Origin of the sequence: Streptomyces sp. NBC_00239, assembly GCF_036194065.1 — a bacterium.
Lineage (GTDB): Bacteria > Actinomycetota > Actinomycetes > Streptomycetales > Streptomycetaceae > Streptomyces.
On the sequence record NZ_CP108095.1, the window covers coordinates 402,921 to 422,673 of the forward strand.

Sequence of the window (19,753 nt, forward strand, 5' to 3'; positions counted from 1 at the left end):
CTGATGAGCCGCGCCCTGCAACAGGCCGACGCCCTCTTCGACCTGGGCCGCTACGAGCAGGCCACCGCACTCGCCGCCCGGCACCTCGCCGACAGCCCCGACGACGTCACCGCACTCGTACTGCTCGCCCGCTGCCGGCAGCACCTCGGCGACGGCCGACAGGCGCTCACCACCGCCGAACAGGCCCTGCGCGTCGCACCCGAGTCGGTGACCGCATGGCTGACGCACACCCACGTCCTGCTCGCCCTGAAGAGGTACCAGCAGGCCGAGGTCTCGGCCCGGCGCGCGGTCGAACTCGCCCCGCAGCACTGGGCGAGCCACTACAACCTCGGCATCGTCCTCGGCCACGGCGCCCGCAGGAAGCGCAAGCGGGCCGCGTACGAGTCGGCCCGCAGGGCCGTCGCCCTCGCCCCCGAGGAGAGCGACGCGTACGTCCTCGTGGGCGTGACCGCCCACCACACCGGCAACCACCGCGTCGCCCGGGAGGCCTACGAGACGGCGCTGCGCCTCAACCCGGACAACAGCGCGGCCCACAACAACCTCGCGCTGCTCCATCTGCGCCGCTGGTTCCGCCGCGGCTCGTGGACCCGGGCGGCCGAGGGCTTCGTCCAGTCCGCCGCCCTCGATCTGAACGACCGCCAGGCCCGGTACAACCTGGAGACCATGGCCTGGGGAACCGTCACGGGCTCCCGCTGGGTGGCCCTCGCCGGAACCATCGCGGTGTCGTTGGGCTCCGCCCACCTGCGTGCGGGCGCCGCAGGCGCCGACGCCCTCGTCACCCACCTGGTGTGCGCTGCCGTGCTCCTCGGCAGCTGGGGAGGCTGGCTGCTGTGGCAGACCCGGCGGATCCCGCCCCACCTGCGCCGCCCCCTCCTGCTGGTGGCGCGCGGCTGCCGACCGGTCCTCGGGATGGCGCTCCCCATCGCGCTGCTCATCCTCCACGCGCCTTTGGCGCTGGTGCTGTGGCGCAGCGCCCTGTTCAGCGCGCTCGCGATTCCCCTGTTCTTCTTCGCGATCGTCACGTCCGTGGCCGGCCGTACCGCCCTCCAACAGCGCGCACCGAAGCGGTAGGAGGCAAGGGGGCGGTCCAGCCGTCGACCGTCGCGGCCCGGGAGTCTCGGGCGTTGTCGGATCCTGCCTTCGACGCTGGTGCTGTGGCCGGGAAGGTTCACCGGTCACGGCACTAGCGAGCCGGCGCCCACGGGGCGAAGGCGTTTTCCACCGATCGCAGGGCCCCGCGCAGCTCCGGGAAGTGGCGCAGCAGCACGCTGGTCATGGTGTTGTCCTCGATCCAGTCCAGGCCGGTCTGCGTGTACACCTGCGGGGTGTAGTCCGTGGTCAGGAACCGGTCGCTGTTGAGGCGGCGGGACGCCATCAGGACGAAGATCCGGAAGGCCGTGTCGCTGAAGGCGAAGCCCTTGGGGCGGGGCTCGGCGTACAGCCCGACCATCAGGTCGACGCGCTCGATGTCGCCGTCGTACGTCCGGCGCAGTTCCTCGGCCCAGGCAGGGTTGTCCGTGAGGGATTCGAAGTCCTCGGCGGGCTTGAGGTGGAGCTGCCGCCGGAACTCGTTGTAGCGGGGTACGCCCATTTCCCGGATGCGCAGCACGTCGACTGCCGCCAGGTCCATCAGCTTGCCGTCCGGGCGCTCGAACTTCTGGAGGAACTTGGGGTAGTTGTGCAGGGTGACGAGGCCCGGGTGGGAGGTGCCGAAGGAGTAGAACAGGTCCGTCGGGCTGTGCTTCCGGTAGATCTCGTAGGCGTGCGGTCCGGTCAGCTCTGCGAACGTGGCGTCCTGGAGGGTCGAGTCGTCCGCGGCCGAGCGGAAGCTCCAGTCGTCGGGCACCAGGGGGTGCATCCGATAGACGGCCACGAACTCCTCGGTGAGCGCGTACGGGACGCCGAAGTGGTCGGGGCGTCCGCCGATGATGCCGCTGAGCACCTCGTTCCGGCTGACCCGGCCGAGCAGTCGGTGGATCCGCTTGCCGAGCAACCCGTACCAGTTGGCGTGCATGGCGGTCACGGTGGTCGGGTGGCTGATGACGGCCGGGGTCCATTCAACGGTGTGGATCTTCGCGATGAGCGCCGCGTTGATCAGCCGTGCCCGCTGGAAGAGCTGTTCGTCGCTCCAGCCGGGGAACTCCGCGGACAGCCGGTCGCAGATGGCGTTGTGCTCCAGGATGAACAGGTGGTGCATCATCAGCAGGCCCACCCAGAAGCCCGGGGTGCCGGCGGGGTCCGGTTGCGGACCGTCCGGGAAGAACGAGCCGTTGTGGGGGACCTTCAACTTGCCGTCCGCGCCCGAGCGCAGCTGCCGCTGGGTCGCCAGGTCGCTGCCGTAGACCTGCGATGCGTCCCACCAGTGCGAGTGCTCGTTGATGTACGTCGGCGGCAGGCCGTCGCCGCCCTCGGGGCGGGTGGAGTCGGGCACGGTGCGGGGCACCAGCATGGGGCGTTCCGGCCAGGGGTCGTCGGGCAGCAGCTCGATCCGCCAGGGGTCGTCGACGGCACCCTGGCCGTGGCTGACCCAGTCGCGGACCATGAACTGCAGCCAGGACGCGACCAGGGCGTTGACGGATGTGGCCGGGATGAACTCGTGGCGGGTCAGCAGGGCCCGGCTGACCTCGCGGGGGCTGGGCGACAACAGTTCCGGCAGGGGCTCGGGGTAGGTCTCCTCGGGCGGCACGTTGCGGCCGAAGCGGGAGCCGGCCATGCCCATGCGGGGCTCGTCCAGGTCGTTGTACGAACCGTCGGCGGTGCGCTCGGTGAGGTGCCGCGTGGCGGGCGGCTCGATGTCGGGCGCGCCCTGCGTGGGATAGGAGCCGGTGTCGAAGAGGTTCTTGCGGCGCAGGTTGGCGCGCAGGCCCATGAGCGTGGCGAGGCCGAGCGGGGTCGGCAGGTTCTGCCAGCCCAGCTTGCGGTCGGTTGCCAGCGCCAGGTCGTCGTACAGGCGCAGGAAGGGCGAGCCGGTGCCGCGCGCAGGCTGCGGGGCGGCCTTGTCGGTGGCGGAGCCATCGGGAGTCTTGCGCATCGTGGATTCCTTCCGGCGTCCGGCCGGTCGACGGGCAGGGGGGCGGTGTGGGGCGGGCGCGAAGGTACGGCGGTACGGTGGCACGGCGCTGCTGCGGTGCGGCGAGGCGGCGAGGCTCAGGTGTGGCCTCGACGCGTCCCTTCCGGCAGCTGGGCCAGCAGCGAGAGGACGACGTTGACCGTCGAGATCGCGGTGGTGGTCATCGCCGCGCGCGGCGGGAGCATGCCGTGCCGGCCGGCCGCGGCCGCCGACAGCGCGTCGCTCGCGTGGATGAGCGTGCCGATGCGCAACGCTCGGGCGATCCTGTCGGCGTCCTTGAGGAGCAGCAGCTCGGCGCCGATGAACACGGTTCGCACACCGAACATGCGCAGCACGTGGACGAGGCCGGGCTGGTGCTCGTCCGCCCCGAGCCGGCGGGCCACCACCTGCGGGGCGGCCAGCGCCGCCACTCCGTTCACCAGCCGGATCCCGGCCAGGCTGTAACGCGCGAGGGAGCGCGGGTCCATGGCCAGTACCCCTTCCAAAGGGAAGATCTCGTACTACATATGACGATAGTCGACAGGGGGATGCCTCGCTCGCCGTGCCGGCGCGGGGCCTCAGGCCGCCTTGCCCGGATCCTCGTGCGACGTACCGTTCATGGACTGCCGCAGGCGTGAGAGGTGCAGGTAGATCTCACGGCGCGCGCGGTTCTGGTTGCCCAGCGGCCGGTGTTCGGGCAGGGCGTGCCACGGGTTGAAGGTCAGCCGGTCGGCCAGTGCGAACTGTTCGTCTTCCTCGAACTCCTGCCTGGGCAGCCGGAGTACGGCGACCGGGACGGACGGGGACAGCCGCTCGGGCCAGACGACGGAGGCGTTCTCGACGGGCATCCGGTGTGGGTCGGTCTGGAGTTGGACGAGGAAGTCGAGGACGACGTCCCGTCGGCGCAGCGCCCCGGCCAGGGCCTGCTGCAGGTAGTCGTCGGGCGGGTGCCGGGGGACCCGGCTCCGCGTCCGCTCACGCGGCACCACGGAGTACTGCATGGCCTGGCCCTCGCCGAGCAGGTACGGCACACAGCTCCAGTAGCGCGTCTCCAGCGGGCTGGTGTGGGTCTTGGCGTAGAGGCCCTGCATGACGAGGTCGCACAGGTGCGGGTGGCGTGGGCCAAGGAAGTACAGCAGCGGCGTGCCGGCGTAGACGTGCTGCTGGAGCAGCAGGTTCTCGGCGATGTCCGGGGTGGTGAACGTCGGGGCGCTGATGCCGGTGAAGTCCTGCGTGGCCCGCTCGTCGTCGAGCAGCGTCGGGCCCTCGACCCCCAGGAGTTTGACGGCGATGCTGAGTACGCCGTTGTCCTTGATGTCGGGCGGTGACAGCGGGCCGGGACCGGCGAAGCGGACCCAGGCCCGGAAGGTGGCGGGGCGGCGGAACACGCCGTGTCGCAGGCGCTCGGGCAGATCCTCCAGCACGGTGAACTCGCCGTGGACGACCCCGTACGTCTTGGTGTTGCCGGCCCGTCGGGCGGTGCCCGGCCCGTACTCGCGCTGGACGAACCGGGTCATCTGCCGGGTGATGGCCTCGGTGACCTCCGTCTCGTCCGGGAGCGGGCGTTCCTCGGCGATGCCGAGGTGCTGGTCGCGGCGCCGGAGGTTGACGAGCCACTGCACCAGCGCCTGCACGGGCCCGCGCAGGGTGCGGTCGAGCAGGGGACGGACGTACGGGTCGATGCGCCGTTCGAGGTGGACCAGTGCGAGGAGGACGTCGTTGAGGCGCCTTGCCGCGCTCACAGCCCGGCGTCCGTTCGGGTGCCTTCGCACAGGTAGCGCAGGGCGCGCAGGCCGGGCAGGAAGAAGTAGGCGCCGCCTCGGACGTAGACGAACTGCGGCAGGTCTCGGTAGCGGGTGCGGACCGGCCTGGCCTGCACGGTGAAGGTCGAGTGGTGGTCCTGGCGGGCCCCGACGACGGGGTCCGGGCCGTCGTAGAGGCCGTTGAAGTCGGGATTGTTGAGCCAGGTGTGCTGGATGAACTCGAACTGGCGGGAGATGTTGGCGTTGAGGCAGAGGAAGTGCAGTCCGCTGCCGTCCGTGCCGGGTGCCGCTGCGTCGGCGGTCCCGTACGCGCGGCTGCCCGGCCCGTACGCGCGGCCGCGGCGCAGGATCCGGTGGCGTCGGCCGATCGCGATCGAGCGGGCCGAGCCGGGGTCGGGGTCCAGCGAGTCGCGCGGGTGGGCGCGGCGGATGTGGGCGCCGAGCGGGCAGCTCAGGCCTTCGGGGTCGGTGGCGAAGTAGCCGAAGTCGTTGTCGGTGGCCAGGGCCGGGTCGTCGTGGTGCGGCGCGCGCACCAGGGGTGCGCCGCTGGGCCAGCGCCCCATCATGCGTGCCGCCAGGGCCCCCGCCGCCTGCGGGTCGGTGGCGCCGTCGGGCCGCCGGGTCGCGTCCTCCAGGTACTGCCGGAAGCCGTCGAGGTCCTGGCGGAACTGCCGCAGGACCAGGTAGCTGCCGTTGCGCCCGAAGTCGGCGCCGGAGCCGTCGTGGGCGCGGGGCAGCAGGCCCGTGGCGTCGTGCGAGGCCGGCAGCAGTGGCCGGTCCGTGAGCAGGCCGTATTCGTTGGGGTAGCCGAGCACGAATTCCCCGGCCTTGACGACGTCGTCGCCGCCTGCGCCGGAGGCCTTGGACAGGCCCTCGACGAGGGGCTGCGAGATGCCGTCGCGGAACCCGAAGGGCTCGCGGTCGGTCAGCTCGGCCGTTCCCAGGCGGGCGATCTCCGTGAGGCCGCCCGCGCCGAGCACGTCGTGGCGCACCTCCGCCTCCAGCGCCGCCAGCAGTTGCTCGTCCCGGGCGTAGAGCAGCGCGAGGACGTGGACCGGCGGGGTGTCGGGGCCGCCCCAGAGCCAGTGCCGGGGCGCGTTCTCCCCTACGTCGCCGAGGAGGCGGGAGCGGTTGGGTTCGGCCATGCCGGTGACGAACTCCTGGGAGAATCCGCTGGTTCCGGATGTGTCCAGGCCCAGGCGCCGTATGCCCTCGGAGGTGAAGGCGAGGTTCACCGCCGTGTGCGGCGGCTCTGCGCTGCCGTTCGCCACCTTCGGCGCGAGCCGTCCCAGGGCGGGCCGGGCGGCGGGGCCGGTGATCGTCAGCAGCAGGAAGCAGGCAGCTGTCAGGCTGCCGTATCCACGGGCGAGGATGCCCTGGATGTCGTCGAGTTCCAGGGGTGCGGGTACGGGTGCTGCTGCCATCGCGTCACGCCCTCCTCCGGCAGCGCCCTGGTCAGAACAGGGCGAGCCAGGCCTGGGTCTCTGCCGGTCCGAGATCTCCGAAGAGGCCCGCGCGGATACGGGCATTGGTGTCGATGTGGTGCGTGGTCAGCGTGTCGTAGGCCGAGTACCACACCTCGGTCGGCACCTGGTGGCAGCGCAGGAAGAACTTGAAGGCCTGCTCGTCCTCGGCGCCGTCCCGGACGAGCCACCGAGTGCGCGGATAGCCGTGACCGTTGCTGAAGACGGCGTTCAGGCCCCAGGCGACCTTGTCGACGAAATCGTCCATGTAGCTTTCGAGGCTGCCGTCGTAATTGCTCACGAAGACCACTCGCCGTTTGTCGTCGATGAACAGCCAGCGGGCGAAGTGGATGGTCTTGACGCCGGCGAGGCTGCCCCGGTTGAACAGGTGACGGACCCCGTAGTCGACGACGAACAGGACCCCGGTGAGCGTCATCCGCCTGAACCGGCCGGACTTGACGAAGCCGACCGCGGTGAAGGGGTTCTGCGCGGCGAAGTCCTCGCAGGCGGCCAGCCGGGCCACGTGCTCCGGGTCGGGGCGCTCCCGGTTGGGTGCGTCGCGTCGCTCGTGCCATCGCAGCAGCACCGCCCAGACCGGCAGGGCGAACACGGCCACCGGCAGCAGCGCCAACCCGGCCAGGGGCACCGCGACCCGGTGCGCCGCCTGCCGGACCCGCCACCGCAGGCCGGGCCGGGCGGCCGGCGAACCCGCCCACGCCAGGTCGGGACGTCCGGTGACGAAGCGCTGGATCTCGGCCCGTACCGTGGCGGGGTCCTGCGGCAGTTCGGAACCGGAGGGACCCGCGGCACGCTGGTCGAGGAAGGTCTCGATCGCCTCGCGCAGCCGGGCCTCCTGAAGGATCTGCCGCAGGCCCCGGCCGACGGTGTTGACGTAGAACGCGGCGCTGGGAACGCAGTGGTCGCGCAGCCAGGCGACGCGTGCCGCGTCGGGGGCGCCCGCCACGGGATAGCCCTCGCAGTGCCCGAAGACCTCCCCGACACCGCTGCCGGCCTTGCGGACCAGATCGGCGAGGTGCGCGTCCAGCGGGGCGTCCACCTCGCTCATGTAGACGATGCTCGCCGGGACGGGCTCACCCGCGAGGTCGGTCCCGGCGGGCACCAGGACCAGACGCGCGAAGTGGACCCCGACCAGCTCCGAGAACGGGACGACCTCGCCCGCGCTCCCCTTGCGGCCGGCCTCGTCCAGGCGCCGCCGGACCTCGGCGACCCGGTCCTCGGGCACGACCGCCCTGATGGTCACGGCGACCTGGTGAGGGGCCCTGGCCGCCTCGGCGAGTGACGCCGTCGGGTCCGGTGATCCGTACGTTCCCGGTGATCCGGGTGAACCGCGAAGGCTCAGTGCGAAGTTCAGGACCTTGTGCCGCCCCCAGTAGACGATGCCGAGATAGACACCGGGAGCGATCTCCCGGATCTCGTCGCGGATCCGCCGCGCCACGAACGACGTACGGGAGTAGTCCAGGACCGTGCATTCCTTGCCGTCGAGTCGGCTCGGGCCGCGATAGACCTTCGCCCGGACCGCGGCCACGCCGAACGGCGTGATCCGGTTGAGGAGTTCACCGCGGCCGGGATCGAAGACCTTGCCCTTCCAGGCGGCGACGCGGGCAAGGGCCGCGGCCGCCTCCGACAGCCCGGCGCCGCGCGCCAGCAGGACCGTGCCGTGCGCCTCACCCGTGGGGATCCCACCGGCGGGGCTGCTGCGGAACAGCTGATCGAGGGCCGGCCGCGACATGCCCAGCAGCCGGGCCACGTCCACCCCCGTGTCGTGGCTCATCACATACCTCCATGGGCCATGACATCATCGTATTTCAGTCTGTATGCCACGGCATGTCACGTCTCCGCAGGCCGTGTCCCGCGCCCCGGCATACCGCGCGCCGATGCGGTCAGGCGCACCAGGCAACGCCTCATGCGTCCGCGCAGCGCGGGGCGGCGGGACCGGGTCGACGTCGGGGCTGCAGCCACACGACGGGGGCGCCGTTGACCGGCATGCGCGGTCCAGGGTCCGCAGCGGGTGGATTCGAGATGCCCTGCCGGTAGGGCTGTTGTGCGTACAGGGGATCGTTTCTGCGATTCCTGTTCGGGCGTGGCGGGGGAAGTCGCGCAAAGGTGTGTGGAAGCGTCCCGACCGTTCCCGGGTGGAGGCGGCGTTACCGCTGCCCTGCCCCCTTCCGGAAGGACGACTTGTCATGCGCAAACCTAGGTTCTCGCTGCTCGCCGCCGTGTGCGCGGCGGTCCCGCTCGTGTTGGCCGGAGCCTCGCCGGCGTCGGCGGATTCGCTCATCAACCAAGATCTCGTGAACAAGATGCACGGCAGCCGCCTGGCGCTGGGCGGGGACAGCACCGCGGAAGGGGCCGAGGTGATCGCGCTCCGCGGTACCCGCTGGGACAGCTACATCACGGAGGCCTGGGACTGGGAAGGCACCTACGACAGCACCAACCAGCTGTGGACCGCGACGCTGCGCAACCGTGCCGCGAACCGGTGCATCGAGCCCGAGTCGACGAACCCGGTCCGGGGAAACCGCATCGTGGTACGCGCGTGCGACGGCTCGGACCAGCAGAAGTGGAGCCTGCGCCTGGAAACCAAGGGCGGCAACCCGGAGCGCTGGTGGATCTGGCGTCCACTGAAGAACGTCAACGTCGCCATGGCCCTCCAGAACACCAACAACGACCAATGGGACACCGTCCGCCTGGACTACTCCTACCCCAGCGACGACCGCCTGTGGCAGACCGGCCCCAACAACCAGTCCTGGTGGTAGACGACAGCCGCGACAGAGCGGGGCCTTCGATCCGTGTGCGCCGCGCTCCGGTTCGTCGCACACGGGCCGCAGGTCACAGGCAGCCGTTCCGGCTCGGACCTGCGCTTCCCCGTCGCCCGTCTTGACCCTTTCGTGATCTTGGAAGCTACAACTCCGGACGCGAGTCGCGGATCCAACCGGGCATGAAGAAGATCTCCCTGCTCACCGTGGCCACCGCGGCGATACTGGGCCTCGCGGCCCCGTACGCCCAGGCCGCGCCGGGCGCCCCGGCACAGGCCCCGGGGCCCCGTGAGCTCCGCCTGACCTCCGCCGGCGAGGTGACCATGCCGGTTCCCGAAGGCGCGGAGGCGCCCGCCCAGAAGGCGTTCTCCGTCAGCCTCCGCGCCAAGGTGAAGGGCCACCACCCCCTGGTCAAGCACCGGATCTCCTTCGACCTCACGGCCCTCAAGGGCAAGGTCGACTGGAAGGTCTGGTACGGACCCAGCTGCAAGCGGACGGGCGAGAAGGCCGTCTGCGAGTCGCACACCTCCGTGTACGACGCCCTCAAGGTGGCGATCGTCAAGCTGAGCCCCGCCAAGGGCACCGCGCCCGGCTTCACCGGAGACATCAAGGTCACCGGCGAGGTCCCCGGCGCCACCGTCAAGCCCTGGAACATCAAGGTCAACGTCGGCGGGCCCGACCTGGCCGTCCAGCCCCTGTCCGTACCCGGGACCGTTGCCGTCGGAGCGGCCGTCCGGCTGCCGCTGGCGTTCTCCAACGGCGGCACCGCGCCCGCCAGGAACGTCCTGCTCTGGCTCCGCACCAGCAACGGCCTGGACTTCACCACGAAGTACGACAACTGCACGTACGGCCTGCAGAAGAAGTACTTCCGCAAGGTGGCCCTGTGCACGGTCCCCGGCACCTTCGGCGTGAACGGCGACTTCCGGACGACCACCTCCCCCGTCCTGAAGGCCCGTCAGGACGGGGCTGCCGAGACGATCGACTACGGGGTGTTCCAGGACAGCGAAGCACAACGCAGGCAGCTCACCCGGGGCGGCAGCAACTGGGTCCGGGGCACCGGCACCGCGCTGAAGGTGGCGGCGGACAGTACCGCTCCGCTCTCCGGGGACCTCGACGACCACGACAACTGGACCAGCGAGCGCCTCCAGATCAAGAACAGGTCGGAGTTCACCGCTGTCGGCGGCGCCGTCAGGGGCCGCTCCGGACAGACCGTCACCGCCTCCTTCGGCTTCGACTTCGCCGGCCCCGGCCGCAGCTACACCGAAGCCGAGGCGGAACTCACCACCCGGGTGACCCTGCCCGCGGGAGTGACCGCCACCGCAACGCCCGAGAACTGCCACGCCGTCCGGCGCGGCGGCAACGCGTACGACTGCGTCGAGGGCACCCGCGAGTTCCTGGCCGGCGACAAGCTCCGCTACGCCTTCACGTTGAAGATCGACCGCATCGACCCCGCCGCGAAGGGCGAGGTCCGCGTCTTCCGCTCCTTCCTCCTCGACGACCCGGACATGCCGGGCAGCGGCTCGGGCCGCCCCGAGGGCGACACCAACCCCAAGGACGACCGGGCAAAGATCACCGTCGTCACGTCGTAACGAAGGCACTGCACGACGGGCGGAGTGTCGGGAGCCTGCCGGGGCCGGCTCCTGCTCCGGCCTCACTGCTGGCAGCGCCCGAACGTCACCACGTAGGTGCCGCCGGTCGGCGACGCGGCCCCGGCGCGGTCCGCCGAGCCGGGCTGGGCCCACGGGCCCAGCTCGCGCAGCGTCGGCTTGAGGATGATGGCGCGGTGGCCCGAGCTGTTCATCCACCAGTTGACGGCGGCCTGCGGGGTTCCCGATCCGCCCCACCCGGTGTACGTGATCTCGCTGAACTCCCATGACCGGGGGTTCGGACAGTACCCGGCCGCCTGGATGCGGCTCTGCGGCGTCGAGCCGCTCTGCGGGTTGCGGTGCGAGTCCTGGCCGGGCCCCCACCACTTCAGCTGGACCGCCGCGACGGCATGCTGCTGGGCCGCGTTCGTCAGGGCTTGATTGACGGTGAGCTGCGGCAGCCCGCGCTGGGTGCGTTGCACGTTGATCAGGCACACCACGGCTTCCCTGGCCCGTGCGGCCGTCGCGGCCGTAGGGGCCTGGTTGGCGGCGGTCGCATCACAGGTCGGAGCGGCGGCCGACGGAGTAGCGACGATGGGGAAGAGCGTGGCCGACAGGGCGGCGGCCACGGCAGTACCCAGCAGTCTTCCGGCATGCGGCATGGAGCAGTGCACGGAGGATCCACCTCCCGCGAACATGAATGGTGTCGTCTGGTCTGGCTGGAGCGGAACGGCGACCGATCGGCCGCACATCGCCCCTTCCAGGCTGCCACCGGCGGTTGGAAACCGCTCGGCGGATGCGCTCGGGTCGAGCACCCGCGGTCCGGGCCTCCCGGACGAGCCGTGGCGCAACGTGGATCCGCATGGCGGTCCTCATCGATTGTGGTGCTTCAATGGACCGTCGTTCATGGTCTTGCAAGGAGAAGCGCTGTGCCCCTGGTGTCTGTCGTGATGCCCGTGTACAACTCGGAAGCCACCCTCGGCGCAGCCGTCCGATCGGTGCTCACGCAGACCCACAGCGACTTGGAGCTGCTGGTCACCGACGATCGGTCCTCCGACGGCTCCATGGACCTGCTCCGCGAGTTCGCCGAGAAGGACGAGCGCGTCCTGCCGGAGTCGGCACCCGAACAGGGCGGTGCGGGCCGGGCCCGCAACCTCGCGATCGAGCGGGCCCGCGGGGACTACATCGCCTTCCTCGACAGCGACGACATGTGGCTTCCGGAGAAGACCGAGAAGCAGCTCGCCTTCGCTGCGCAGGCCACTGCGCCCTTGACGTTCACCTCGTACTTCAAGATGGACGCCGACTACGACGGCGAGAGCACCGACTGGGTCCCGAACGGCCGGGTGGTCCGTGCGCGGGAGCACGTGGACTACCGCGCGATGCTGGTCCGAGACCACATCGGAGCGCTCACCGCCATGTACGACCGCAACGTCCTGGGCACGAGGCTGATGCCGGAAATGCGCAAGCGCCAGGACTACGCCCTCTGGCTGTCGATCATGCGGGACGGCGCTGACGCCCGGGGCCTGACCGAGCCGCTCGCGGTGTACAGGGCCCACCAGGCGGGATCACTGTCCTCCAACAAGCTCTCGCTCGTCCAATACAACTGGACCCTGTACCGCGAACACGAGCACCTGTCCGTCCCGCGAGCGACCCGGGCACTGGCCGGCGCTGCCTGGCAGTCGCTGCGCAACTCGCGCATCTAGACCCACGCACGGACCCGGGGAGCCCGGAGCGCGACCGTTCCCCGGGGTACCCGACCGGGCCCCGCCCCCGTGGCCGTGCCGCGTGCTCGTGGGCTGCACCCGGGGTCGGGACTCGGCGGGTCACCGGTGCCGTCGGCCGGCTACGCGGATGCGCTGCCCTTGGTGATCGTCGGCGCACCATCCTCGCGACGGTGGCCGGTCACGCGCCCTACGGTCCCCCGCCTCGGGCAGTGGAGGCGATGCGAAGGGAGCGCTTTCCTTACCGGCTGTTCGCCGGGTCGGTCCGCTGCCAGGCGGCCTCGCGCAGCAACCGCAGGCCGTTGAGGCCGACGAGGACCGTGGAGCCCTCGTGGCCGAGGACGCCGAGCGGGAGGGGCAGGTGCCCGGCGAGGTCCCAGATCACCAGGGCGGAGATGAACACCGAAGCGATCACCAGGTTCTGCACGACCAAGCGCCGGGCCGCGCGGGAGAGGGCAACCGCCCTGGGAACGGCGGCGAGTTCGTCGCGGACGATGACGACGTCCGCGGTCTCCCGAGCGAGGTCGGAGCCGGCCCGGCCCATGGCAACGCCGGCGTGGGCGGCGGCGAGGGCGGGGGCGTCGTTGACGCCGTCGCCGATGACCAGGACCCGGCGGCCGGCGTTCTCCTGTTGCCTCACGGCCGCGACCTTGTCCTGGGGCAGTAGCCCGGCGCACACGTCGGTGATGCCCACTTCGCCGGCGAGGCGGGCCGCAGCACGCGGGTTGTCCCCGGTCAGCAGCACCGGGGCGCTGCCGGTGAGCGCGGCCAGGGCGGTGACGGTGGCGGCGGCGTCCGGCCGCAGGCGGTCGGCGATGCCGAGGACCCCGACCGGCAGCCCGTCCCGCTGGACCAGTGCCGCGGTCCGGCCGTCGCTCTCAAGGCTTTCGGCCACCGCCAACGCTCCTGCGAACTCCGCGCGTTCGCGGGCATCGATCAGCCGGGCGGGTGCGCCGACCGCGACAGCGTGCCCGCCGACGGTGGCCCGCACCCCGATGCCGGGGGTGGAAACGAAGTCCTCGGCGAGGGGGACGTGGAGGCCGCGTTGGCGGGCGGCCTCCACGATCGCGCGGGCGAGGGGGTGCTCGCTCGGGTGCTCGGCCGCTGCCGCGAGGGCGACCAGACCGGGCCCGTCGAGACCGCTGCCGGCGAGGGGCAGGACGTCGACGACCTGAGGGGTGCCTTCGGTCAAAGTGCCCGTCTTGTCCAGTGCCACCGCGTCGACCTGGCCCAGGCGCTCCATCACCACAGCCGACTTCACCAGTACGCCGTGGCGGCCGGCGTTGGCGATGGCCGAGAGCAGCGGCGGCATCGTCGCCAGCACCACCGCGCACGGAGAGGCAACGATCATGAAGGTCATCGCCCGCAGCAGCGAGCCGGTCAGATCGGCGCCGAAGGCCAACGGGACACCGAAGACCGCGAGGGTGGCGATCACCATGCCGATGGAGTACCGCTGCTCGATCTTCTCGATGAACAGCTGGGTCGGAGCCTTGGTCCGCGAGGCTTCCTCGACCATGGCGACGATGCGGGCGATCACCGAGTCCGAGGCATCCCGCTCGACCTTGACCCGCAGTGCGCCCGTACCGTTCAGCGTGCCCGCGAAGACCTCGTCGCCGACCTCCTTCAGCACGGGCAGCGGCTCGCCGGTGATGGTGGCCTGGTCGACTTCGCCGGCCCCGGCCAGGACCCGGCCGTCCGCCCCGACTCGCTCACCGGGGCGGATCAGAATGGTGTCGCCGACCGCCAGGCCCTCGGTGGTGACCGTCTCCTCACTACCGTCGTCGAGCAATCGTGTGGCGGTGGTAGGGGCGAGGTCGAGCAGGCCGCGCACCGAGTCCGCCGTGCGGGCGGTGGCCAGCGCCTCCAGCGCGCCGGACGTCGAAAAGATGACGATCAGCAGGGCACCGTCCATCACCTGCCCGATCGAGGCGGCACCGAGCGCGGCGACGATCATCAGCAGGTCCACATCCAGAGCCTTGCCCCGCAGCGCCTGCAGACCGGCCCAGGCCGGCTCCCAGCCCCCCGTCACATACGCGACCGCGTACAGCGGCCCCCAGGCCCAGGCCGGCGCCGCCGCCAGTTGCAGCGGGAGGGCGAGCAGGAAGGCCACGGTGGCGGCGGCCGCCCAGCGGGCCTCGGCCAGGGCGAACACCCGCGTCCGGCGCCGGGGAGGAGCCCCGGCGGAGGCGGCAGCGGGACGGGCAAGGAGAGCGGAAGGCACGACGAAGAGACCCTTCACTGGCACGGGGAGGGCGGGACCTCACCATACAGGAATACATGAACAGCTCTTCATGTCTCGCCGGTAGGATGGCACCCATGGGTCACGGAGTCGATACGAAGAACGCCGCCACCACCCGCGAGCGCCTGGACGCCGTGGGCGCCTCCGATGTCGCCGCGACGCTCCAGGCCCTGGCCACTCCCTCTCGGCTGCGCATCCTCGCCCGGCTGCACGAGGGCCCCTGCTCCGTCGGCGATCTCGCCGAGGCCGTGGACATGGAGCAGTCGGCCTGCTCCCATCAGCTGCGACTGCTGCGCAATCTCGGGCTGGTCACGGGTGAGCGCCGGGGCCGCTCCATCGTCTACGCGTTGTACGACGGGCACGTCGCAGAGCTGCTCGACCAGGCCCTTTTCCACGTCGAGCACCTGCGCCTCGGCCTGCATGACGCCCCCGCCGAGACGTAGGCCGCATCACGGGACGGGGCGGGCCCGAGCGATGAGGTGAGTCAGCGCGCGGCGCCGCGGGGGACGGCGAAGTCGGCCAGGCGGGCCGTACCCGGCGCGAGCCCGCGCCAGGGGCCGGGGCAGGCCAGCACCGCGATCGCGGAGGTCGGGAACTTCTCCGCCAAGCGGTCGAGTGCCCCCTCCTCCGCCTCCTCCCCCGCGAGGCTGACGGCGAGATCCGCGAGCCCCGGGTTGTGGCCCACCAACAGCAGGGTCCGCACCTCCTCGGGCACCTCGGACACCACGGCCAGCAGCTCCACCGGCTCGGCGCCGTACACGCGCTCGTCGAAGCGCACCGGGACGTGCCCGCCGAGCTGCTCGGCGGCCAGCGCCCAGGTCTCGCGGGCGCGCCTAGCGGTGGAGCAGATCACCAGTTCGGGCAGGCAGCCGGTGTCGCGGAGCCAGCGGCCGGCAGCCGGCGCGTCCCGCAGGCCGCGTGGCCCCAGCGGACGTTCATGATCCGCGACGTCCGGCCAGGCGGACTTGGCGTGGCGCAGCAACACCAGACGGGCTTCGGCTCTCGTGCTCACGACCTCAGCCTCGCACGTGACCGGGGCGGCGCGATCCGCAACACCCGAACGCCGCGCTCACGCTCGAGCCGAAGGGGCGGGAACCCTCGGGGCCCGGGACTCGGGACTCGGGACGGGGCTCGGGACTCGGACTCGGCATGCCGTGCGGGCCGCCCCGAACCCGCGGGACAGGTCTCTCGCCAGCATTCGGCTCCGCTCCACCGCGGCCCGTCCTCGCGGTGGAGGCCGACAGGCCACGTACATAGTTCGAATTCGAAAGGTATGTTGGAGCCGACCACCTCGAGCAGCCATTGACCCACCGGGAGCGTCGCCGCATGCCTGTCCGCCGTCTGAACCACGCCGTGCTCTGGATCCGCGATGTCGAACGCTCGGTCGCGTTCTACACAGACGTCTTCGGATTCCAGGTCGACCACCTGACCCGCGGCCGGGCCGCCTTCCTGAGCGCCCCGGGCAGCCTCAACGACCACGATCTCGGGCTGTTCGCCATCGGCGCCGACGCGCCGGGGCCGGAACAGGGTCGGGTCGGCCTCTATCACTTGGCGTGGGAGGTCGGCACGCTCGGCGAGCTGGCGGAGTTGGGCCAAAAGCTCACCGACCTCGGCGCGCTCGTCGGCGCGACGGACCACTTGGTCTCGAAGTCGTTCTACGCCAAGGACCCGGACGGCAACGAGTTCGAAGTGATGTGGCGCGTCCCGCGCGAGGACTGGCCGACCGAGGACTCGGATCTGCGCTCCGGACCGCTCGACCTGCAGGCCGCGATCACACACTGGGGCACCGAGCTCCCGACGGGTTCGGCAGCGGGCTCCGCCACCTGAGGAACACGACCTGTCGGCCGCACCGTCGCAATCGGTGATCGCCTCGGCGGAACGGGCGCCCGGCCAGCCGGGCCGACGGCGAAAGGGGGCGTCGAAGTCCGTGGTCCCGGTCGCGCCGCCGGTCGATCACGGCGTCGGCCCCTTTCGGTGCGGGCCGGCCGGGTGGCCGCGGAGGACTGACCCGCCGACCACGCGCCGGTCGATGGCGTCGGAGCGCACCACCGGCACCACCAGCCTCACCATCCGTCACCACGGCCACGTGACCTCAGCGTTGGGAAGATCCTTGCGGTCCGACCTCGCAGAACCGGGACAGGGCTTGACCTCAAGTGAGGTTGAGGCTGGAGGCTTCTTCGTATGCCGCTGGCCGTACGGCGGCGCAGCACTTCACACGTTGGAGGAAGTCTCATGTCGAGCAGTACCGTTCCCCACTCCGACCCCGCTGTGCCCGCCGCACCCTCGGTCCGCCGTTCCCGCCTCGCCTGGTGGAAGCTGCTGGTCACCGGCGCGGTCGGCGCGGCCGTGGTCAATCTGATCGTTCTCGCCGTCGCCAAGTTGGCCGATGCCTCGCTCGTCATCGTCGACGGCGGCACCGAGCATCCGATCACGGTCGGGGGCGTCATCGGCGCCTCCGTCGTCCCGCTGGTCGTCGGGACGGGCGCTGCCTTCTTGATGGCCTTGTGGAAGCCGGTCTTCCTGCGGATCGCGCAGTTCGTGGGCGGTGGGCTGGCACTGTTGTCGACTGCCGGCCCGCTCTCGTCCGGCGCCGACGGCGGCACCGTCGCAGCCCTGTCCCTCATGCACATCACCCTCGGCGTGGCGGTCGTCACCACCCTGCAGCTCCACCGCCGCCACCGTTGAGCTTGCTGCTACCGGTCTGACCACGAACGACACCCCGAACGTGATCACCCGTACGGGGATTCCGGGGACGCGAACACGGCCTTCGTCTGATCCCGCGCTCCGGCCAACGAAGCGCACGACCAGTACGAAGGCCGTGGGCGCAGCCGGTAGTCGGCCCCTCGCGATCGTGCCGCTCCTCTCCGGCATCGCTTCCGGGACCCGAAGATCTTGACCGTGGCCGAATCAGCGCCCGGGGTCCGGGTTCCCCGGCTCCGCGCACAGTCCCGCGAACGCCCGCTCGAAGGCCTGAAGGGGTTCGGGCGCACGGTCCAGCACCCCGAACACGACCCGCTCGAAGACCCCGTCGAAGCGGCCGGTGAGCAGTTCCCGGAACGCCTCGGCCACGACCGCCGGCTCGTTGCGGAAGACCCCGCATCCCCAGGCACCCAGCACCAGCCGCCGGTTGCCGTGCAACGCCGCAACCTCCAGGACCAGCTCGGCCCTGCGCGCCAGGGCGCCCGGGATCTCGTGGGCGCGCTCCGGTTCCTGGCGGCGGATGGTGCCCGCGTTGGGAGCCGGGGAGGTGAGGAATGCCACGCGGAAGGGGGTCTCCAGGAGATGGCCCCGGTCGTCGCGGAAAACGGGGACCGCGGGCGAGTAGATCACCCGGTCGGTATAGAACGTGCTCTTCCCCGCGCGGTGGATCTCGTAGTAGTCCGGGGCTTCCAACAGGGTTTCGTACAGGGCCGAGGCGCGGCACAGGGCTTCCTCCTGGGCCTTGGCCCCGCGGACGTAGCCGCCCCCGGGATTGCGGGCCGAGGCGAAGTTCAGGACGGCGACCCGGGCCTCCCGCGGAGCGTCCTCCGCGAGCCGGCGGGCGGCGACGGTACTGCTCTCGCCCGTGACCTCGAAAGCGGTCTTCCCCTCCCTGTCGAGGGGCTCTCCATCTGGAATGGCAGGGGTGGGGCCATACGTTCTGGTTCCTGCCTTGGCTTCCGCCAGAGCGGTGGCCAGGGAGACGTGCCGTCCCGTCCGCGTCCGGTACCCACCGGCCGCAAGGATCGTCGCGTTCTCCCGTGCGATCTCACGCAGTCTGCTGCTCACACCGCAATCCTCTGGCCGAGCCCCGCGAACGGCAATGGAATTTGTGCCCCCGCCGCCAGGCCAGCACGCCGGGGCCAGGGGAATCCGCAGGTGCGGTATGTCGGGGGCCCGGCCGGCGGGTTCGCCGCACGGCCGGGGACGGGGCAGGGCAGGGGCGGGCAGGTAGCCCCCGCCGGGAAGGGCGCATCAGGCTGCCGGAACGTGCGGGGCGGCGTGGCCCGCGTCCTGCGTCTGCGGTGCCGAGGGGCGTCGCTGCCGGCGCAGCCAGACGTACAGCGCCAGGCAGGGCAGCAGCACACCGCAGACGCTGAGGGCGAGGAACGCGGTGAAGCTGCTGATGTGGCTGACCAGCCACTCGAAGTTCTGGCCGAAGAAGCCGACCACGAAGGACAGGGGGAGAAACACCGTCGCGACGATCGTCAGCCGCTCCATCGTTGCGCTCTGCCTGAGGTTGATCTTGTTCTGCTCGACGGAGATCACCGCGATGTTCGCTTCCAGGACGGTGGTCAGAAGGTCTCGTTGGGCGGCGACCTCCTCGTTGACCAGCAGCAAGTGGTCGTGCACGTCGCGGAAGTAGGGCAGGAGCCCGGTCGGTGACTTGCCGGGTAGCAGCCGTCGGGCGACCACGGAGAGCAGCGGGTGCACGGCGCGGTAGAAGTCGGTGGCCTCACGGCGCAGGGAGTAGATCCGCTCGGTGGGGGCGACCGTCCCGGAGAACACCGTGGCCTCGATCTGCTCGATGTCGCGTTCGAGCTCCGCCACCACGGGCGCGTAGCTGTCGACGACCTGGTCGAGGATCGCCCACAGCGTCGATGTACTGCCGGTCCGCAGCAGTTCGGGTCGGCGTTCGAGTCTGACGCGGGCGCCCGTGAGTTCGCTGGCGATGCCATGGCGAACGGTGATGACGAAGTGCTCGGCGAGGAAGACACTGATCTCGCCGGTGTCGATCTCCTCGCGCTCGTCGTCGTAGCGCGCGGTGCGCAGGATGATCAGTTCCGTGCCGTCCTCGTATTGCTCGGCCTTCGGCCGCAGGTGGAAGGCCTGGGCGTCCTCGACGGCGAGTTCGTGCAGTCCGAAGCTCTCGCGCACGCCGGCCAATTCCTCGGGACTTGGTTCGAACATGCCCAGCCAGACGAATCCGCCCTGCTTGCAATGGGCGGCCGCCTCCTCCAGCGGCATCGGGCCCACGTGCTGTCGGCGCCCGTCTCGATAGTGTGCGCAGTCGACGATCACAGTCTTCCTCCTCGCGTCCGGCTGCCGCGCCGTCTGCTGTCGGCGGCGTAGCGCGCGGCGCACGCCTCGTTGCGATAGATGCTCCTCCGATCCGGCCGGAATCTTCCGCACGCCGGGCCAGGAGACCGGCACCGGTGGGACGGCCGGCGGGGACGAC

General features: G+C 71.1%; 17 protein-coding genes. 7 read left to right on the forward strand and 10 right to left on the reverse strand.

The features are described from left to right. Positions 1–3 precede the first annotated feature (3 nt). Positions 4–1,071, forward strand: a complete 1,068-nt coding sequence (locus OG764_RS01940) for a tetratricopeptide repeat protein (protein WP_328966602.1) — start codon at positions 4–6, stop codon at positions 1,069–1,071. Positions 1,072–1,183: 112 nt separating this feature from the next. Here OG764_RS01940 and OG764_RS01945 read toward each other — a convergent pair whose 3' ends face one another. The 5 genes from OG764_RS01945 to OG764_RS01965 all read right to left on the reverse strand — a co-directional run bounded on the left by OG764_RS01945 (position 1,184) and on the right by OG764_RS01965 (position 8,067). Then, positions 1,184–3,031, reverse strand: a complete 1,848-nt coding sequence (locus OG764_RS01945; protein ID WP_328966603.1) for a peroxidase family protein — start codon at positions 3,029–3,031, stop codon at positions 1,184–1,186. A gap of 116 nt (positions 3,032–3,147) precedes the next feature. After that, the gene (locus OG764_RS01950; RefSeq protein WP_328966604.1) at positions 3,148–3,537 is read right to left on the reverse strand and encodes a hypothetical protein; all 390 of its coding nucleotides are present in this window, start codon (positions 3,535–3,537) and stop codon (positions 3,148–3,150) included. 90 nt (positions 3,538–3,627) lie between these two features. Then, complete coding sequence (locus OG764_RS01955; RefSeq protein WP_328966605.1) at positions 3,628–4,791, reverse strand: hypothetical protein; 1,164 nt, start codon at positions 4,789–4,791, stop codon at positions 3,628–3,630. After that, complete coding sequence (locus OG764_RS01960; RefSeq protein ID WP_328966606.1) at positions 4,788–6,236, reverse strand: Dyp-type peroxidase; 1,449 nt, start codon at positions 6,234–6,236, stop codon at positions 4,788–4,790. Before OG764_RS01960 ends, OG764_RS01955 begins: the two co-directional genes overlap by 4 nt. 31 nt (positions 6,237–6,267) lie before the next feature. Continuing rightward, positions 6,268–8,067, reverse strand: coding sequence for a hypothetical protein (locus OG764_RS01965; RefSeq protein ID WP_328966607.1), 1,800 nt, complete (start codon positions 8,065–8,067; stop codon positions 6,268–6,270). A 412-nt stretch (positions 8,068–8,479) separates the two neighbouring features. On the opposite strand from OG764_RS01965, the gene OG764_RS01970 reads away from it, so the two are divergent. Then, entirely contained in the window at positions 8,480–9,049 is a 570-nt protein-coding gene (locus OG764_RS01970; RefSeq protein ID WP_328966608.1) for an RICIN domain-containing protein, read from the forward strand. 182 nt (positions 9,050–9,231) lie between these two features. Further along, positions 9,232–10,638 carry a hypothetical protein gene (locus OG764_RS01975; RefSeq protein WP_328966609.1) on the forward strand — a complete coding sequence of 469 codons (1,407 nt, stop codon included), beginning with the start codon at positions 9,232–9,234 and terminating at the stop codon, positions 10,636–10,638. Positions 10,639–10,700: 62 nt separating this feature from the next. Here the strand turns inward: OG764_RS01975 and OG764_RS01980 are convergent, their stop codons facing one another. Next, the gene (locus OG764_RS01980; RefSeq protein ID WP_328966610.1) at positions 10,701–11,309 is read right to left on the reverse strand and encodes a CAP domain-containing protein; all 609 of its coding nucleotides are present in this window, start codon (positions 11,307–11,309) and stop codon (positions 10,701–10,703) included. A gap of 255 nt (positions 11,310–11,564) precedes the next feature. On the opposite strand from OG764_RS01980, the gene OG764_RS01985 reads away from it, so the two are divergent. Next, entirely contained in the window at positions 11,565–12,338 is a 774-nt protein-coding gene (locus OG764_RS01985; protein WP_328966611.1) for a glycosyltransferase family 2 protein, read from the forward strand. Between the two features lie 259 nt (positions 12,339–12,597). Here OG764_RS01985 and OG764_RS01990 read toward each other — a convergent pair whose 3' ends face one another. After that, positions 12,598–14,577 (reverse strand): heavy metal translocating P-type ATPase, encoded by a 1,980-nt coding sequence (locus tag OG764_RS01990; protein WP_328966612.1) that lies wholly within the window; start codon positions 14,575–14,577, stop codon positions 12,598–12,600. Between the two features lie 95 nt (positions 14,578–14,672). Here OG764_RS01990 and OG764_RS01995 point away from each other — a divergent pair, with 95 nt between their 5' ends. After that, positions 14,673–15,038, forward strand: a complete 366-nt coding sequence (locus OG764_RS01995) for an ArsR/SmtB family transcription factor (RefSeq protein WP_328966613.1) — start codon at positions 14,673–14,675, stop codon at positions 15,036–15,038. Between the two features lie 41 nt (positions 15,039–15,079). On the opposite strand, the gene OG764_RS02000 is transcribed toward OG764_RS01995, so the two are convergent. After that, positions 15,080–15,607, reverse strand: coding sequence for a SixA phosphatase family protein (locus OG764_RS02000; protein ID WP_328966614.1), 528 nt, complete (start codon positions 15,605–15,607; stop codon positions 15,080–15,082). 314 nt (positions 15,608–15,921) lie between these two features. Between OG764_RS02000 and OG764_RS02005 the strand changes: the two genes are divergently transcribed. Together OG764_RS02005 and OG764_RS02010 are read left to right on the forward strand one after the other, a co-directional pair. Further along, positions 15,922–16,422, forward strand: coding sequence for a VOC family protein (locus OG764_RS02005; RefSeq protein WP_328966615.1), 501 nt, complete (start codon positions 15,922–15,924; stop codon positions 16,420–16,422). 405 nt (positions 16,423–16,827) lie between these two features. Further along, the gene (locus tag OG764_RS02010) at positions 16,828–17,280 is read left to right on the forward strand and encodes a DUF6069 family protein (protein ID WP_328966616.1); all 453 of its coding nucleotides are present in this window, start codon (positions 16,828–16,830) and stop codon (positions 17,278–17,280) included. Positions 17,281–17,502: 222 nt separating this feature from the next. On the opposite strand, the gene OG764_RS02015 is transcribed toward OG764_RS02010, so the two are convergent. Next, positions 17,503–18,363 (reverse strand): TIGR02452 family protein, encoded by an 861-nt coding sequence (locus OG764_RS02015; RefSeq protein WP_328966617.1) that lies wholly within the window; start codon positions 18,361–18,363, stop codon positions 17,503–17,505. 186 nt (positions 18,364–18,549) lie between these two features. After that, entirely contained in the window at positions 18,550–19,542 is a 993-nt protein-coding gene (locus tag OG764_RS02020) for a magnesium and cobalt transport protein CorA (protein WP_328966618.1), read from the reverse strand. Between the last annotated feature and the right edge of the window lie 211 nt (positions 19,543–19,753).

Bases quoted from the DNA above. Each gene is read 5' to 3' on its own strand.
- OG764_RS01995 (WP_328966613.1), top strand. From the start codon at position 14,673: ATGGGTCACGGAGTCGATACGAAGAACGCCGCCACCACCCGCGAGCGC.
- OG764_RS01965 (WP_328966607.1), bottom strand. From the start codon at position 8,067: ATGAGCCACGACACGGGGGTGGACGTGGCCCGGCTGCTGGGCATGTCG.
- OG764_RS01940 (WP_328966602.1), top strand. From the start codon at position 4: ATGAGCCGCGCCCTGCAACAGGCCGACGCCCTCTTCGACCTGGGCCGC.
- OG764_RS02020 (WP_328966618.1), bottom strand. From the start codon at position 19,542: ATGCCGCTGGAGGAGGCGGCCGCCCATTGCAAGCAGGGCGGATTCGTC.
- OG764_RS01970 (WP_328966608.1), top strand. From the start codon at position 8,480: ATGCGCAAACCTAGGTTCTCGCTGCTCGCCGCCGTGTGCGCGGCGGTC.
- OG764_RS01975 (WP_328966609.1), top strand. From the start codon at position 9,232: ATGAAGAAGATCTCCCTGCTCACCGTGGCCACCGCGGCGATACTGGGC.
- OG764_RS01950 (WP_328966604.1), bottom strand. From the start codon at position 3,537: ATGGACCCGCGCTCCCTCGCGCGTTACAGCCTGGCCGGGATCCGGCTG.
- OG764_RS02010 (WP_328966616.1), top strand. From the start codon at position 16,828: ATGTCGAGCAGTACCGTTCCCCACTCCGACCCCGCTGTGCCCGCCGCA.
- OG764_RS02005 (WP_328966615.1), top strand. From the start codon at position 15,922: ATGCCTGTCCGCCGTCTGAACCACGCCGTGCTCTGGATCCGCGATGTC.
- OG764_RS01945 (WP_328966603.1), bottom strand. From the start codon at position 3,031: ATGCGCAAGACTCCCGATGGCTCCGCCACCGACAAGGCCGCCCCGCAG.
- OG764_RS01960 (WP_328966606.1), bottom strand. From the start codon at position 6,236: ATGGCAGCAGCACCCGTACCCGCACCCCTGGAACTCGACGACATCCAG.